General features: G+C 68.2%; 11 protein-coding genes. 3 read left to right on the top strand and 8 right to left on the bottom strand.

What is annotated here, in order from left to right:
* Nucleotides 1-172 precede the first annotated feature (172 nt).
* The 3 genes from J2X41_RS00205 to J2X41_RS00195 are packed head-to-tail and all read left to right on the top strand — an operon-like array spanning nt 173 to nt 7,778.
* On the top strand, nt 173-2,983 hold the full coding sequence (locus J2X41_RS00205; protein WP_310078701.1) for a TonB-dependent receptor: 2,811 nt from the start codon (nt 173-175) through the stop codon (nt 2,981-2,983).
* A gap of 51 nt (nt 2,984-3,034) precedes the next feature.
* Nucleotides 3,035-6,202, top strand: a complete 3,168-nt coding sequence (locus J2X41_RS00200) for an amidohydrolase family protein (protein ID WP_310078700.1) — start codon at nt 3,035-3,037, stop codon at nt 6,200-6,202.
* 16 nt (nt 6,203-6,218) lie between these two features.
* On the top strand, nt 6,219-7,778 hold the full coding sequence (locus tag J2X41_RS00195; RefSeq protein WP_310078697.1) for an FAD-dependent oxidoreductase: 1,560 nt from the start codon (nt 6,219-6,221) through the stop codon (nt 7,776-7,778).
* Between the two features lie 373 nt (nt 7,779-8,151).
* On the opposite strand, the gene J2X41_RS00190 is transcribed toward J2X41_RS00195, so the two are convergent.
* The 8 genes from J2X41_RS00190 to J2X41_RS00155 form a co-directional block, all read right to left on the bottom strand.
* Complete coding sequence (locus tag J2X41_RS00190) at nt 8,152-9,168, bottom strand: aromatic ring-hydroxylating dioxygenase subunit alpha (protein ID WP_310078695.1); 1,017 nt, start codon at nt 9,166-9,168, stop codon at nt 8,152-8,154.
* Nucleotides 9,165-10,292 carry a hypothetical protein gene (locus J2X41_RS00185; RefSeq protein ID WP_310078693.1) on the bottom strand — a complete coding sequence of 376 codons (1,128 nt, stop codon included), beginning with the start codon at nt 10,290-10,292 and terminating at the stop codon, nt 9,165-9,167. The genes J2X41_RS00190 and J2X41_RS00185 overlap by 4 nt, the downstream gene beginning before the upstream one ends.
* Nucleotides 10,289-11,245, bottom strand: a complete 957-nt coding sequence (locus J2X41_RS00180; protein WP_310078692.1) for an ATP-dependent carboxylate-amine ligase — start codon at nt 11,243-11,245, stop codon at nt 10,289-10,291. Before J2X41_RS00180 ends, J2X41_RS00185 begins: the two co-directional genes overlap by 4 nt.
* 206 nt (nt 11,246-11,451) lie before the next feature.
* Nucleotides 11,452-12,711, bottom strand: a complete 1,260-nt coding sequence (locus J2X41_RS00175; protein WP_310078691.1) for a cell division protein FtsA — start codon at nt 12,709-12,711, stop codon at nt 11,452-11,454.
* On the bottom strand, nt 12,708-13,553 hold the full coding sequence (locus tag J2X41_RS00170) for an MBL fold metallo-hydrolase (RefSeq protein WP_310078690.1): 846 nt from the start codon (nt 13,551-13,553) through the stop codon (nt 12,708-12,710). The genes J2X41_RS00175 and J2X41_RS00170 overlap by 4 nt, the downstream gene beginning before the upstream one ends.
* Nucleotides 13,550-14,551 (bottom strand): NAD-dependent epimerase/dehydratase family protein, encoded by a 1,002-nt coding sequence (locus J2X41_RS00165; protein ID WP_310078688.1) that lies wholly within the window; start codon nt 14,549-14,551, stop codon nt 13,550-13,552. The genes J2X41_RS00170 and J2X41_RS00165 overlap by 4 nt, the downstream gene beginning before the upstream one ends.
* A complete protein-coding gene (locus J2X41_RS00160; RefSeq protein WP_310078686.1) occupies nt 14,551-15,555 on the bottom strand; it encodes a 3-oxoacyl-[acyl-carrier-protein] synthase III C-terminal domain-containing protein in 1,005 nt (334 codons plus the stop codon). The genes J2X41_RS00165 and J2X41_RS00160 overlap by 1 nt, the downstream gene beginning before the upstream one ends.
* A 671-nt stretch (nt 15,556-16,226) precedes the next feature.
* The gene (locus J2X41_RS00155; RefSeq protein WP_310078685.1) at nt 16,227-16,994 is read right to left on the bottom strand and encodes an alpha/beta hydrolase; all 768 of its coding nucleotides are present in this window, start codon (nt 16,992-16,994) and stop codon (nt 16,227-16,229) included.
* Nucleotides 16,995-16,998 lie beyond the last annotated feature (4 nt).

Below are 16,998 nucleotides of genomic sequence, written 5' to 3'. Positions count from 1 at the left end.
GCCCGCCGATCCGCATGCGAAACGGGCGCCCGACGTCGAAGCTGGCGCGAAAGCGGGCGTGTTGCGCCGTGATCGGACCAATCGCGCAAGCGCCCACCGGAAATCGGCGTTCCATCCCTCGTCCTGTCAGGAGGCCGCGTGTGGCGCGCCTCGGGACGATGGGGGATTGTCGATGCGTGACTGGACGAACCGTTCCGCCCGGCGGCGGCTGCTGTGCGCGGCCTCGGCCGTCTGGGCGCTGAGCGCGGGCGCCGCCCTGGCCCAGGCGGCTCCGTTCAAGATCGACGCCCAGCCGGCGGCGGCGGGCATTCGGCAGTTCGCGCGCCAGGCTGGCGTGCAGATCCTGGTCCAGTCCGACGCCGCCGACGGCAAGCGCACGGGGCCGGTGAAAGGCGCCTTGCCCGTCGATCGCGCCCTCGAGCAGTTGCTGTCGGGCACGGGACTGGTGGTGATCTCCAACGACGGGAAGACGATCATCCTGGCCTCGCCGCGCGCGGGCCTGATCCGGACCGGATGGTCGAATCCCGCCGTCGCCGCGGCCGCCCCGCCCGAGCCGGTCGCTCCACCCGAGCCCGAGGCGCCCAGCATTATCGACGAACTGATCGTCACCGGCACGCGCTCAACCTCGCGCACGGTCACCGAGAGCATGGCGCCGATCGACGTCATTTCCGCCGCCGAGCTGACCAAGAGCGGCAAGCAATCGACGCGTGACCTGATCTCGACCCTGGTGCCGTCCGCCAACACCTCCAACAGCGGCGCGGGCGCCAGCTTCGCGATCAAGACCGTGTCGCTGCGCGGTCTGTCGGCCGACCAGACCCTGGTGCTGGTCAACGGCAAGCGCCGGCACAACACCGCCATCCTGTTCGTCAATGGCACCACCCAGAACGGCCAGTCGCCGCCGGACCTGGACCTGATCCCGTCGGCCGCCATCGAGCGGATCGAGGTGCTGCGCGACGGCGCCTCCGCCCAGTACGGTTCCGACGCCCTGGCCGGGGTGATCAACGTGATCCTGAAGAAGAGCCCGGAAGGCGGCTCGATCAGCGCGCTCTACGGCAAGACCGCCGAGGGCGACGGCGAGACCGGCCAGTTCTCCGGCAATCTGGGCATGAAGCTGGGGGAGGCGGGTTACCTGAACCTGACGGCCGACGTGCGGATCACCGATCCTACCGACCGCGGCGACAAGACGCCGAACACCACCCTGATGTACTTCCCGCGCAACGCCCTGGGCCAGCCGGTGCGGGTGGGGACAGCCGGCTCGACGCCGGATCCGCGCGAGGCGACCGCCAACCGCCACACCAGCCATCCAGGCTCGCCGCAGGTGCAGCTGTTCTCCCTGGGCTACAGCGCCGGCTCGCCGATCACCGACGACATCGACGTCTATTCGTTCGGCACCTTCTCCAGCCGCAACACCGCCGCCTGGCTGACTTTCCGAAACCCGAACGCCAGCAACAACATCACCGCGGTCAATCCCGACGGCTACACGCCGCGCCTGTTCCTCAAGGACCGCGATTTCCAGGTGGCGTTCGGCGCCAAGGGCGCGGGCCTTCTGGGCTTTGACTGGGACCTGTCCACCACCTTCAGCCGCGACGCCGTCGACTATTACGAAAACTCGCTGAACGCCTCGCTAGGCCCCGCCAGCCCGACCTATTTCTACATCGGCGCGCTGAAGTTCCAGGAATGGACCAGCAACCTTGACCTGACGCGCGAGGTCGACACCGGCGTCTTCGCCGAGCCCCTGTTCGTGGCGGCCGGCCTGGAATATCGCGACGACAAGTTCGAGATCACGGCGGGCGAGCCGGCCTCGTACATCAATGGCGGCTATGTCGCCCCGGCCGGCAGCCCGCAGGCGGGCGTGGTGTTCGCCGGCGGCTCGCAGGGGGTGACCGGCTTCCCGCCGTTCTCGGCCGGCGCGTTCTCGCGCGACAACATCTCGGCCTATCTGAACGTCGAGCAGAAGGTCACCGAAAAGCTGGAGTTCGCCCTGGCCGGCCGCTTCGAGCACTATTCCGACTTCGGCGACGCCAAGACCTTCAAGCTGTCCAGCCGCTACGCGATCCTGCCGCGTCTGGCGATCCGCGGCACCGCCAGCACCGGCTTCCGGGCGCCGTCGCTGCAGCAGCAGCACTACGCCTCGTCCAGCACCATCGGCGTGATCGTGCCGCCGGCAACGACCACACAGCTCTATCCGGTGCAGTTGCTGCCGCCCGACAACCCGGCCGCGATCGCCCTGGGCGCCAAGCCGCTGCGGCCGGAAAAGTCGACCAACTACTCGGTCGGCATCGTTGCCCAGCCGCTGTCACGGATGAACGTCACGGTCGACGTCTACCAGATCAAGATCGACAACCGTATCCTGCAGAGCGGCACGCTGGGCCCGAACGCGGCGGTCAGCAACGCCCTGGCCAGCCAGGGGCTGAATCCGCAGCAAGCGGCGTTCTACTATGGCAATTTCGCCGACACCAAGACGCGCGGCATCGACTTCGTGGTCGATTATCGCACCGATTTCGGCGACTTCGGTTCGGTGCGGTGGACGTTCTCGGCCAACCACACCAAGAACGAGTTCACCCGCGTTGTGCAGCCGCCGGCGGCCCTGGCGGCGGCGGGGATCGTCTATATCGACCGCGTGAAGATCGGCGACCTGACCGTCGGCACGCCCAAGGACAAGTTCATCCTGGGCGCCGACTGGGAGCTGGGGAAGTTCGACACCAACCTGCGCCTGACCCGTTACGGCGAGGTCATCCAGCGCACCTCGCTGGCCGCCAACGACGAGACCGTCAGCCCCAAGCTGATCGTCGACCTCGACCTCAGCTATGCGGCCACCGACAAGATCACGGTCAGCGTCGGCGCCAACAACCTGCTGGACGCGTACCCGGACAGCGTCCGGGCCGCCAACCGGGGCACGCCCGCCTTCGCCTACTACAACCAGTACTCTCCGTACGGGATCAGCGGCGGCTTCTACTACGCCCGCGTCGCCGCCCGGTTCTAGGCTCGCCGCCGGTCCGGGCGCAGGTCCAGACCGGTTCTCTCGGAGTTCACGATGACCAAGAGTTCCAGGCGTGGCGTCAGCCGTCGCCGGCTTTTCTCGATCGGCGGCGGGGCGATCGCCGCCTCGGGCGTCGCGGCCCTGACGCCGACCGGCGCGAAGGCGGCCGACCAGCCGTTGGCCGCCGATGCGCGCATGGTCACGGCGACCGAGGGCACCAACATCTGCGCGGTGGTCTCGCCGGACGGCAAGACCGTGGCCTTCGACGTCTACGCCATGCTGTGGCTGGTCCCTATCGAAGGCGGCCCGGCCAGGCGGCTGACCGACGAAATCTACGAGATCGCCCAGCCGGACTGGTCGCCCGACGGCAAGACGCTGGCCTTCCAGTCCTACCGCGACGGCAATTTCCACGTCTGGACGATCGGCGCCGACGGGACGGGCCTGAAGCCGCTGACCAAGGGCGCGTTCGACTGCCGCGAGCCGCGCTGGTCGCCCGACGGGCGCCAGATCGCCTTTTCGTCGGATAGGGGCGGGCGCTACGGCGTCCACCTGCTGGACGTCGCCAGCGGCGCGATCACCGCCTTCAGTTCCGGTCCCGGCGACGAGTTCGAGCCCTCCTGGGCGCCCGACGGCAAGAGCCTCGCCTTCACGGTCGACAAGGTCCGCATCGACGTCCAGGGCCTGGACGGGACACGGCGCACTGTGGCTAAGGTCAAGGCCTCGGCCGACCGCTTCAACGCCGCCTCGCTGGCCAGCCCGGCCTTCACGCCGGATGGCCAGGACGTGGTCTTCACCGCCATCGAAAACGGCAAGGCCGAGCTGCGTAACGGCGCCGGCGTCGTCATCCAGGGCGAGGACGTTTTTCCGTTCCGTCCCTCGTGGGTGCCGTCCGGTGACTTCCTCTACACGGCCGATGGCCAGATCAAGCGTCGCGCGGCCAGCGGCGCGGTTGAGGCCATCGCGTTCACGGCCACGGTTCCTGTCCTGACCCCACGCTACATCAAGAAGAGCCGCGACTTCCTGTCGGCCAAGACCCGGCCGGTGGTCGGGATCGGCAGTCCGGCCCTGTCGCCGGACGGCCGCCAAGTGGCGTTCCGGGCGCTGAATGACATCTACCTGCTCGAGATCGGCGGCGGTCCGGCCAAGGCTCTCACGAAGGACGCCTTCAGCAAGGTCGACCCGGCCTGGTCGCCCGACGGCAAGACCCTGGCCTATTCGACCGACAAGGGCGGCTCGCTGGACATCTGGCTGCGCGACATGGCGACGGGCGGGAGCAAGCAGCTGACCCATTTCGACGGGGCGGCGGTATCCAGCGCCTGGTCGCGCGACGGCAGGTCGATCGCCTTTCTCAGCCAGAACGGCGGCCTGTTCGTCGCCGATGTCGCGACCGGCGAGACCCGCCGCGTCTATGGCGACCTCTGGGAGCCGGGCAAGCCGACCTGGGGACCGGGCGACAAGACCATCGCCTACGCCGCCTTCAAACCGTACTCGGCCCGCTTCCGGGAAGGCCTCAGCGAGATCCTGACTGTCGACCTGGCGAGCGGGAAGGGGACCTACGCCCCGATCCTGCCCGACCGTTCTCTGGGCACGCGCGGCGACGATGGTCCGGCCTGGTCCCCCGACGGCAAGTCCCTGGCCTATGTGTTCGCCAGCCGCCTGCACCTGTCGCCAGTGGACGAAACCGGCAAGCTGCTGGGCCCGCCCAAGGTGCTCAACAACGAGGTCACGGACGCGGTCAGCTGGAGCGGCGATGGCAAGAGCCTGATCTATCTCTCAGCCGGCCAGCTGAAGCTGATCGCGGCGGCCGGCGGCGCGCCCAAGCTGGTGCCGCACGGCCTGACCTGGGCCAATGTGCGGCCCAAGGAGCGGATGGTGGTTCGCGCCGCCCGCCTGTGGGACGGCAAGTCGCCGACATTGCGCGAGAACGTCGACGTGCTGATCTCCGACGGCCGCATCGCTGGCGTCGCCCCGCGCGGCGAAGTGGCGGCCGGCGTGACGGTGGTCGATGCGCCGACGGGCGTGGTGATGCCCGGCCTGATCGACATGCACACCCACCGCCAGATGCAGGGCTACGGCTATGGCGATCGGGAAGGGCGGCTGTGGCTGTCCCTGGGCGTGACCACCACCCGCTCGCCCGGCGGCCCGGCCTATCACACGGTCGAGGACCAGGAGGCGATCGAGTCCGGCAGGCGGGTCGGCCCGCGCTACTACGCCACCGGCGAGGCGATCGACGGTTCGCGGATCTTCTACAACTTCATGCGACCGGTCACCGAACCCGGCCAGATGGCGCTGGAGCTGAAGCGGGCCGAAGCGCTGTCCTACGACCTGATCAAGACCTATGTCCGCCTGTCGGGCGAGCGCCAGAAGGAGGTCATCGCCTGGGCCCACGCCAAGGGCCTGCCGCTGACCTCGCACTACCACTATCCGGCCCTGGGCCTGGGCATGGACGGCATGGAGCACTTGGGCGCGACCAGCCGCACCGGCTATTCGCGCACGGTCAGCGCGCTGGGCAACATCTACCAGGACGTCAACGCCGCCTTCGTGGCCAGCAAGGCCGCCCGCACGCCGACCCTGTTCACCTCGACGGCCCTGCTGGCCGACGACCGCTCGCTGGTCGACGATCCGCGCATCAAGGCGCTGTATCCGCCGTGGGAATACGCCCGCCTGCTGGAGAGGGCCAAGCAGATGGCGGCCATGGACCGTACGCCGATCCTGGCCTCGCTGGAGCGCAATGTCGCCGAGGTGGCGCGCACTGTGCGGGCGGGCGGGCGGATCACCACCGGCACGGACTCGCCGATCGACTTCAACGCCGTCAGCCTGCACATGAACCTGAGGGCCATGGTCCGCTACGGCATGACACCATTCGAGGCCCTGGTCACGGCGACCAGCGCCTCGGGCGAATATCTGGACGAGCCGCTGGGGTCGATCGCCACCGGCAACTATGCCGATCTCATCGTGGTCGACGGCGATCCGCTGGCCCGGATCGAGGACGCGGCCAAGGTCGCCAAGGTGATCAAGCACGGCGAGGTCTTCACGATCGCCGACCTGGTCGGTCCGTTCGCCGAGCATGCGCAGCACGCCGCGCTCGATCGCGGCCGGCGCTTCGTTTGCGAGGCCTCCGCCGAATACTGGTGGCATGAGCCCGACTTTCTGGCCCAAGCTCGCGCCTCGTGCTGCGACGGGGCTTGCGGCTTCACGCCGACCTTCAGCCTGCAAGTCTAGTATCGGGGAATAGACGATGGGAATTTCGCGACGCAGCTTTCTGACGTCCGTGGGCAAGGCCGGCGGCTATGGCGCGCTCTACACCACGATGATGGGGATGGGCCTGCTGGCCGCGCCACGGGCCTACGCCGGAGCGCCCAAGCTGGACCTGGCGAGCGGGAAGGGCGCGTCGGTGGCGATCCTCGGGGCGGGCGTCGCCGGGCTGGTCGCCGCCTACGAGCTGCGCAAGGCGGGCTACGCCGTCACCGTGCTGGAAGCGCGCGACCGTCCAGGCGGCCGGGCGTGGTCGGTGCGGTCGGGCACGAAGATCGTCCAGACGGGCCGCCCGGACCAGGTCGTCGACTGGTCCACGGGTAGGAACGACTACTTCAACGCCGGCCCCGCCCGCATCCCGCAATGGCACCACGCCATCCTCGGCTATTGCCAGGAGCTGGGCGTGCCGCTGGAGGTGATGGTCAACGCCAACCGCTCGGCTAAGCTGGACTTCGCCGGCCAGGTGGTGACCGAACGCCAGGCGGTCAACGACACGCGCGGCGCCTTTACCGAACTGCTGGCCAAGGCCGTCGACAAGGGCGCGCTGGACCAGGAATTGACCGGGATCGATAAGCAGAAACTGCTCGGTTACCTTTCGGCCTACGGCGACCTGTCGAAGAACACCTACGAAGGCTCGACCCGCGCCGGCTTCCTGGCCTCGCCCGGCGGCTACGACCATCCGCCCAAGGGCGGGCCGCCGCTGCGCATGGCCGACATGATGAAGTCGCGGTTCTGGGGCGCCAGCCTGATCTTCGAGGAGATTATCGACATGCAGGCCACCATGCTGCAGCCGGTGGGCGGCATGGACCGGATATCCTACGCCCTCTACGAGCAGGTGAAGCCGGCCGTGAAGTTCGAAGCGGTGGTCAAGGAGCTGCGCAAGACGCCGAAAGGCGTGAAGGTCGTCTATGCCGACAAGATGGGCGAGCAGGTTCTGGAGGCCGACTACTGCATCTGCACGATCCCGCTGCCGGTGCTGGCCAAGATCCCGTCGGACTTCGCGCCGCGCGTGAAGTCGGCGATCGCCGCGGCCGAATACCATCACGGCACCAAGGTGGCCTGGGAAAGCCGGCGGTTCTGGGAGCAGGACGACTTCCAGTATGGCGGCCTGGGCTGGACCGACGAGGCCAACGAACTGGTCTGGTATCCCAGCGGCGGCATCGGCGAGAAGACCGGGATCCTGGTTGGCGCCTATTCGATTGGCTTCTCGGGCCCCGACAGCCCGCCGAAATATGCGGCCATGTCGTTCGAGGACCGCTTCGCGCTGTCGCGCAAGGTGATCGAGAAGTTCCACCCCGGCCACGGCCAGGAACTGACCAAGCCGTTCACCGTCTCGTGGATGCAGACACCCTACAACGAAGGCGTGGCGGTAGGCTGGAAGGACGAGCAGCGGGCCACCGACTATGCCGAACTGTGCAAGCCCGATGGCGCCTTCTATTTCGCCGGCGAGCACATGAGCTACATCAACGCCTGGCAGGAGGGCGCGGCGCTATCGGCGCACGAAGCCCTGAAGCTGATCCAGGCGCGCGTGTCGGCGACTTAGGCCTGGGCCTTCCTCACAAACGCCTCGACGGCACAGGCTCGATTTTTGGCTGCTGAGGCGGCGGCGCCTCACAGAGTCTTGGTCTGGAGCATCGCGCGAAAAAGTGGATACCGGTTTTCCGCAAAGCGATGCGAAAACAAAAAGCTAGAGCAAGCCGCGCGATTCCTATATCGCGCGGCTTGCTCTAGCCGATTTGGACTATATGGGAAGCAGATCGCTTAGCCTCTCGGGCTGCAGTGATATTACGGTGGCCCAGAGCGGCTAAATCCGCGACTAACCGTTTGCGCTTTTTCGGGCGTTTCTGAATGTCGTGAAGTTCGACAGCCCAGGCACGACCATCCGCGTTTCACGCGCTAGACGACCGTGGCGGAACTTACAGCCAGATGATGTGGGGCCCATCCACCGCCGGCTCCAGTGCTTCGCCCTGGTAGAGCCTGGCGAGTGGAGCGGCCAGGCGATCGGTGGGCCCCGATTTGAACCTGGGGCCGCCGAAGGCGGCCATGGTCGCATGTTGCTTGTCCAGGGCGCGACGATCCTGTTCGGCGACGGCGCGCACGAAGGCCAGGATCGCTTGGCGCTTTAGCCAGGCCGGGGCGCGCCCCTTGGGGGTCGTCCAGCAGCCGAACGCGCGAAAGCGATCCGGTGTTTCGGGGACGAAGAACGCCGTGGCGCACAGCGTGAGACGTTCCTTCTTCTCCCAGCGCCCCTGGAAGGCGACGGGGGGCAGGTAGCGGCCGACGCTCCGCGCGCGTTCGCCTTCCAGCAGGCGCGACATCCAGCCCTGATCGGGCTGATCCTGGTCGTAGGCGACTTCAAAGTCGTGAGGCCGCAGGGTCACCGTTTGGCGAACGGGCTGACGGCGTGCGCTCAGCCGGATCAGGCCGTCATGAATGAAATTGGTGTGGAACGGATCGAGGATGTTCTCCAGCGCGTCCAGGGCTCGTCCGCGCCAGGGCCGTTGCGTCCACCAGAAATGGTCGTGGTCCGGATCGCCGATCAGCGGCGGCAGGACGAGCTCGGGCGAGGCATCGGCGCGTTCGAGGCGCACGAACACCGCGCCATGCCGCTCGACCGCTTCGAACCGTCGCGCGCCCAGCTTGTTGATAGCCACGCCTTCGCCCGCGCCGGGAAACTCGACGCAGACGCCCGCGCCGTCGAACCGCCAGCCGTGGTAGGGGCAACGCAGAGCGCCCTGAATCACCTTGCCGTCCGACAACGGATAGTTTCGGTGAGGGCAGCGGTCCTCCAGGGCCGCGACCGCGCCATGCCCAGCTCGGAACAGCACGATGGGCACGCCGGCGATTTGGCGGGCCAGCGGCTTGGCCTTGAGCTGACGCGAAAGACAGACGGGAAGCCAGGTGCGGTTCAGGCCGGCGGGATAGGGCGTCATCCGGCAGCGATCCTTTCCAGGGTCGGGGTCATGGCGTCGAGCGTCTTGGCCAGCAGGGCGTACCCCGCCCGACGCCAAGGCGGAAGATGGCTGTCGAACACGACCTGATATTCCAGCGCGGGCGTGGCGCCCCGGTTGCGCTTGAAGGCGCTGGCGCCGGCCGAGTAGTTGACCGCCAGGCCCTCGGCCAGCGCCCGCTGCACCGACAGCGCCATGGCGATCCTGTAGAGGCCTTCGGCCAGGGGCCGCGTGCGGTCGTGGCCGAGGAGGGGACTGGCCAGCTCGTGCTCGCAGACATGGTCGCCGGCGAAGGCGATGATCTGGCCGGAGGGGGCGCGCACCCACTCAAGGCGCAACACGCCGGCCGAGACGGCCGCGGCTAGGAAGGCTTTGGAATAGTCGGGATTGGTGCGGGAATATTTGGCGATGTAGATGTCGGCGTAGAGCGCCAGAGCACGGTCAAGCTCTTCTGGGGACGGCTCCGGCGCGGGTTCGACGACCAGGGCGTGGGCGCCGGCGAGCTTCAGGTCCGCCTTGACGTCGGTACGAGGACTCCACTGCCTTGAGGGCTCGGTCAGGCGCCATACGACCCGGCTGAGCACCTGTCGCCCGCCAGCCGCCTCCATCCTGGCCAGTAGCGGAGCGTGGTCGCCTAGGTTCAGGGACCGCCAGACGATCGCCCGGTCCGGATAGGTCGCGCGCAGAGCCGCTAGGGCTTCGTCGAGGTCGGCGCCGGACCAACGGCCATGCAGGCTGGTCGAGAACAGCAGGTGGTTCACGTAGACGATCCGGTCGGCCTTCGTCGCCCGTAAAAGTCCCTCGGCCAGATACGATCCGAGGCGCGCCAGGATCGCCTGGACTCCCCGCAGTTCACGGTCGATCTCGTCGCGCAACGATTGGCCATAGGTGGCGATCGGCGAAGTCAGCCAGCAGGCCTGCGGGCCTTGCGGCAGCAACAGGGTAACGGCGCGGTCGCGCAGCTGCAGGACCGCCAGATCGAAGCGGGCATTGGCCAGGGCGCCGGTAGGACCCAGTCCAGTTAGAGCGCGGACGTATCGCCCAACGGCCGGATCGCCCCAGGCGATATCGGGATCGTCGACGGCCAGGACGCGGACGGCGTTCAAGAACCAGCTCCGTTCCATTCGATGTCGGCGGTCATGGCGGCGGCCAGGCTGCGGCCGGAGGCGACCGCCTTCAGGGCGAAGGCCAGGCTGTCGACCAGCGCGCCGACCAGGGGCAGGCGGTCTCTTGGTGCGCCTATCACCTCATGCCCCTCCCGACACAGGGCTCTCCATTCGACCAGCCCACCGGAGCGGAGGGCGGCGGGCAGGCCGAACAGACCGAAAGCCGGTCCCAGATAGAGAAATGGCGGGTCCGCTGGCTCGACACACGGCGCATCGCCGAAAAAGGCGCGAGCGAGCATCGGATCCCGCGTGAAGAGATGGACGCCGCTGGTCGCGCGCGGATTGCATTCCAGCAGCCAGGGTTGGCCCTCGGCGTCGAAGATGACGTCGCAGGCGAACTGACCATCGCGGACGATACCGGCGGCCAGGGCGACGGCCAGATCGCGCAGGGCGGTGATGGCCCGAGAGTCCGGCGCCGCGAAGGCGTAGCTGGCGCCGCCGCGCTCGCGCCAAGTCGAGCCATAGGCGCAGAAGGCTGACAGGCGTCCGGCCCTGGCGATCGCGTAGAACGACATTTCGGCGCCGGCGACATGGCGCTGGGCGACCCACGGGCGCTGACGGGAAATCGCCAACGTGTTGACCCTTTCAGGTTCCGGTTGGATCAGCGCATGGACGCCGAAACGCGAATATTCCGGCTTGAAGACCAGGGTCGACCAGAGCGGCAAGCAGGCGAGATCGGCGGGATCGGTCAGCGCCCAGGTCTCCGGAACCGGCAAGCCGATTTCGGCGCAGACGCGACCAAACAGATGCTTGGAATGCAGCGTTCGCAGCGTCTCCAAAGGCGGCGCGAAGAGAGCGGCGGCCAAGGCGGGCCGCCGCTGGGCCAGGGCGGCCAGGTGAAAGACCTCCTCGCAGGCGGGGACGACCAGGATCGGCTTCAGGATGTCCAGCAAGCGGTCAATGTCGGTCGCAAAGGCTTCCGGTCGATACACCGGCGAGGCATAGCCATGAAAAGCGTCCGGCGCCTGGGACAGTCGGGCGGTCCAACACGGACTGCAATCGGCCATGTGCACGCGATGTCCAGCCGCGCGAAAGGCGCGGGCCAAGTCTAGCGCCGCCGGGGCTCGTGCGCCGGTGATCAAGATGACGGAGCCCACGCTCACGGGATCCACCGCACGCGTCGGCGCTTGGGTTGAGTCTCGACCGTGGCGACCACCTGGGCGGTGACGGGGCGGGAGGCGCCGCGCGCCGTCAGCAGGGCTTCGAGCGCGGCGCGGGCCGGCTCCTGGTGTACACCGTCCGCGACGAAGACCCGGACTCCCGTCGGCGAAGCGTCGGCCCGCCAGGACGCGAAGAGCGGCAGGGCCGCCTCCACGGCGGCGTCGATTTCGCGTGGAAGAACCAAGGCCTCCCCCAGCCGCCAGACGTCGGTGACACGTCCCTCGACGGGCTGGATGGCCAGGCGCGGCGACCCGCAAGGGCAAGGTGATCGAGGCTCGACCAGATCGTCCAACCGCACGCGGACCATGGGCTGCCCCCGTCGGCGCAGGTCGGTGATGATTGGCCGGAAACGGTTTGATCCTGCGACGGGATCGCGCTCGACGATCAGGTTCTCCTCGTTGAGGTGCAGGGTTCCGAACCGGCACGGCGCGCCGAGAAAGCCCTCCGTGGCCTGATACAGGGGGGCTGGCGAAAGGCCGAACACCTGGGTCAGGCGCTCGCCCTCACGCTTGCCAAGAGGTTCGGCGCCGTAAAACAGTCCGTCCAAGCGCGGTGTCCAGCCGCCGGCCTCGACCAGTCTGGCCAAGGCGACCAGAATGTGAGGCGGCGCCACCAGATGGGTCGGCGCGAACGCCCGCAGGGCTTCCAACTGGGCCTCGGGCGCGATGTCCAAACCGATGAAGCTGAAGGCCGCCCCCGCCCCCTGAATGTCCGCGTACAGGCGGTTGTTGGCGCGCAGGATCAAGGCGGCGCGGATCGGTCGCAGCAAGCGCTTGGGTGTGACCAGGCGCCCCAACAATGCCCCCAGATACCGATCGCGCTCGGCGGCTGTGGTCAGGAAGACGCCTCGTGCGCCCTGGCTTCCCGTCGAAAATCCCGCCTGGACTTGGTCGGGCAGGTTGGCCTCGCGGCCTTCTTCCGCAGCCTGGGCCGCGTCAAGGATCTGGGCTGCGTCTAACCCCAGGCTATTCCAGGCGCCCAGGTCCGCGCGCATCTCGGCCGGCTCGCGCACGGGAAAGGCGTCCAGCGGGCGGCCGGCGAGCGCGGCCAGCGCGGGTGTCCGGGCCAGGGCGGGCGCCAGCCGGCCCCAGAGACGGCGTTGACGCGCCAGCAGGGCCGCCCGATCCCTTGCTGTAGTGTCGCACAGCCGGGTGTCCAGATAGGCGGCGGCGATGCGACCGGCGTGAAGGAGACTCAAGGGATCTCGACGGCGCCCGCCGCCTCCCGACAATGGGAGGGGAGGAGCACGACCTCGCCTCCGCGCGCTTCCAGGGCGTGAAGATCGGCCAGGGTGCGTCGGTAGCGGTCGGTTCGCCCCAGGAGCGCGGTGGTCAGGGCCGGCGGCGGACGGTTCTCACGGATCGCTCGCAGCGACCAGGCGGCGTCACCGACAAAAAGCCGCAAGCGATCGTCGGGACCGCGCGCCGCCAGGCCCCAGTGCCCGACGCAATGGCCGGGCAATTCCACGGCCAGCAGGCTGCCGTCGCCGAGCAGGTCGGCGCCGGTCTCGAACGGGCGCAAATCCAAGGGCAGCGAGCGCCTGGGCCGATCCTCGAAGAAGACCGCGCGCGACTCGGCGTCCGGGGGCAGCAGGCCGGGCAGAAGTCCCTGGCGCACGCCCGTGAACCGTCCGACGCGGCGCATCTGGTCCAGGCCCGCCCGTGCGCAATAGAGCCGCGCCTTGGGAAAGGCTGGCAGGCCGGCGACATGGTCGCCGTGAAAGTGCGAGATGATGACGCCCTGAATATCGTCGGGACCGAGTCCAAAGCGGCTGATCTGGCGGGCTGCCGGCTCGTGCTCGCCCAGCGTCACGGGCGTGGTGAGGGCGTAGAGCCTCTCCGGCCAGCGACGCGTGACACGGAAGAACGCCGGATCATAGCCCGTGTCCCACAACAGCGGTCCTTCCGTCGGATGCAGGATCAGGGCTGTAAGAGCCGGAAAGTCGACGGGGCAGAGGCTGCCGCCCTTCAGAGCCGCGGCCTCCGGGTGTAGACATGAGCCAGCCTTCAGCAGATGGATTTCACAACGCGCGGGGGTCATGGCCACGATCCTTCCCCCCGGCGTCGCGCCAGTTCAAGCGCGGTCGCGTGGGCGTCGTGGCGGGGCGCGTAGCCGAGGTCGCATTGGGCCGCGGTCAGGTCGAAGGTCTGTGAGAAGGCCAGGGTCGCCACCCCGTAAGGCGTCAGCGCCGGTTCCGGCCGACCTGGCAGGATGCTCGCCACGCCCTGCGCCAGCGTCGCGATACCGTAGAGCAGGGGCCAAGGCGCCGGCACGATCCGCAAGGGCAGTCCCATGGCCGCCGCTAGGTCCAGCGCGAAGGCGCGAACGCCGATCGGCGCGCCGCCGGAGATGTTGAAGGCGCGACCGCCAACGACTGCTCGTTTCCGATCCGCCAGGATCAGGGCATGGGCGGCGTCGCGCGTGTCGGTCAGCTCCACCAGCGCCCGACCGCCCCGAGGCAGCGGCGCGCGCTCGCATGCGACGAGGTCCAGCAGGCGGGGCAGCAAGACCTTGTCGTCCGGGCCGACCAGCGCGCGAGGGCGAATGGCGACGGTGAAGAAGTCCGGGCCGTTCGCGGCCAGCACCAGGCGCTCAGCGGCCAACTTGGTCCGGGCGTAGGCGTTCAGAGGGCGCCTCGCGGGTGGATCGGCCTCGGTCAGGGCCAGGCGATCGCGCGTTTCGGCATAGATCGAGGGTGACGAAACGAAGACCAGACCTTGGCAGCCGATCTGGCGCGCCGCATCGAGCAGCGTTCGAGTCATCTCGACATTGACGCGCTCGAACGTCCGGGCGCGGCCCCACGGACTGGATAGCGCTGCGGCATGGAAAACGACGTCGACGCCAGCGCATAGCCCGATCGCGCGCTGCGGATCCTCGACCAGATCGACCTCGACGGTCTCGGCGCCCATGGCGCGAAGGCGCTGGGCCGCCCAGGCGTCGCGCCCGGTCGCGCGAACCGCGTAGCCTTCGGCCAGCAGGGCAGCGGTCAGGGCCAGGCCCAGCCCGCCGGTGGCGCCCGTGACAAGGGCTCGGCGCATTAGACTCGCAGGACCATGGCGCTGACGCTGATCCCGGCGGCGGTTCCGAGCAGCAGCACGGTTGTCCCCGGCGCCAAGCGTCCGTCGATCCAAGCGCGATGCAAGGCCGAGGGGATGGAGGCGGCGATCTGGTTGCCGTGATCGGCGAAAATATCGATCACCCGGGACGGGTCGCCGCCCATCAATCGGCGCAGGTGCTCCAGGCCCGGTTGGCTGGCTTGGTGGGGAACGACGAGATCGACACTGGCCCGGTCCAGACCGGCCTCGCCCAGCACCCTGTCGATCAGCGGCGGCAGCCGCTTGGCGGCGGCCTTGAACACGCCAAAAGGGTCCATATGAAAGATCGCGGCGGCCTGAAACGCTTCCAGCCCGTCCTCAAGCCGCACGCGGGTGCCGCCGGCGCGTAGCGTGGCCAGATCCTGGCCTTGCCCGTAGGTTTCCAGCCCCCGCGCGAGCAGCGCCGGCCCATTCGGATCCTCGGCCGCCTCGATGCAGACGGCCGCCGCCCCATCGCCAAAGATCGCGCTGGCGGGAGGATCGCTCCAATCCAGCCCCGCCGAGGCGATGTCGCTGGACACGACCAGCGCCCGCCGCCAGCGGCCGGTCGCGAAGCCCATGGCCGCCACGTCCAGGGCCATCAGGAACGACAGGCAGGTCTGGTTGACGTCGAAGGCCAGTATGCCCGATCGGCCCAGGCCCAAGGCCTGCTGGACCAGCACCGATGTGCCCGGAATCGGCTGCTCCATCACACCGCAGGCGCCGATCAGCACATCGAAATCACCATCGGCCCAGCCCGCCGCCGCCAAGGCGTCGCGGGCGGCGGCGGCGCCCATCATTGACGTGGTTTCATCCGGAGCCGCGACGCGCCGGGAGTCCAGGCCGAACTGCGCACGCGTGGAGCCAGCCTCGTGGCCAAAACGGGTGTCCAGCACCGCCGAAGTGACCTTTTCCCGAGGTTTGTAGACGCCGAGGCCCGCAAACCGCATGGGCGCGACACTGAACATCCCGCAGCCCTCCAACGCTTACCGGGATCAACGCATAGTCGTGCGCACGCCCCTTCGCAATGACTTCACAGTGGAGTTCGGTCTGTGCTCAGGTCAACGCGCCGCGCGCTCACCGCAGCTGGGAGAGCAGATGCCGCACTGGCTCCTTTCCTGGTGGGGCGCTTGTAGCGCTTTCGCAGATCGATTGGCCCCTTGCCGAGCGATGGTGTTGCCGCATTTCATCGACGATCCGGCTCGTCCGGAGCCGCCACCGCCCCATTGTTGGTGTGTTTGCCCTTCTTGTTTGGAGCTAGACCAGAAACGGGGCAGGGCACCCTACGTGCGTCGAGCCTGGACTGATCCGCTTGCAATATACTGCCCAATACATGACGCACCTCTCGCTCCACACGGCAACTCATCCATCAAAATTGCGAGGAACTTGACTTTGTTCGGCGATGGCCTGCCGACTCTATAGCCCAGAGACATTCACCTAAATCGTTCATATTTCGACGTGGGCGGAACCCGTGCACAGACTGGCAAGCGCCAAGGCCGCCGCAGGAGCCGAAAGCAGTCTTCGCCTGGTGGGTTGAATGCGCTCATTTGGGCGGGTTAGGCACCGCTTTGGCGGCTACTGCCACCACGGATGATGCCCGCTGCCAGCAGCGTTCAGATGGCGCGGCACGCGCATCGGATCAATGCGAAGCCGCTTCGATCAGCCTGGCGACCTCATGGGGATGAGAGATCATCACGACGTGCGAGGCTCCGGGCACGATGACGACCTGTTTGGCGCGGGCGCGCTCGGCCATCCATTTCATGGCGGCCGGCGGGATGTTGCGGTCGGCTTCGCCATAGGTCCACCACGAAGGGATGGCCTTCCAGCCGGTCGCTACGGCCTTTTCAGCTCCGGCTGCGTCGGTCAGCGGCCGCTGGCCCACGGCCATCAGCTTGGCTTGGGCCAGGGGGACATCGGCGGCGAATTGGACCGGAAATTTGTCTTGCCGGATGTAGAGGTCGTGGGCGCCGCCAGGTAGATCGACAGGCTTGCCCAGCGCAGTGGGCAGAGTGCTGCCCGGGAACTTCCCGGAGAGGTCGAAGATGCTCTCGCCGACCTCGGGGGCGAAGGCCGCGACATAGACCAGCGCCTTGACGTTGGCCGCGCCGTCGCTGGCGGCCGAGATCACCGCGCCGCCATAGGAATGGCCGACCAGGATCACCGGGCCGGGGATGGCGTCGAGCACCGTCCGCACGGCGGCCGCGTCGCTGGCAAGACCGCGCAGGGGATTGGCGGCGGCCACGACGGGATAGCCGTCGCGGGTCAAGTCGGCGACGACGCCGTTCCAACTGCTGCTGTCGGCGAAGGCGCCATGGACCAGGACCACCGTCGGCTTGGTCTGGGCATGGGCGGTGGCGAGGCTCGCCAGGCCGAGGGCCAGGGCGAAGGCGAACACTTTCTGGGTCATGGGC

It is taken from the genome of Caulobacter sp. BE254, assembly GCF_031457295.1.
GTDB lineage: Bacteria > Pseudomonadota > Alphaproteobacteria > Caulobacterales > Caulobacteraceae > Caulobacter.
Note: the sequence above shows the minus strand (reverse complement) of the source record. Positions and strands in the feature narration are given on the sequence as shown.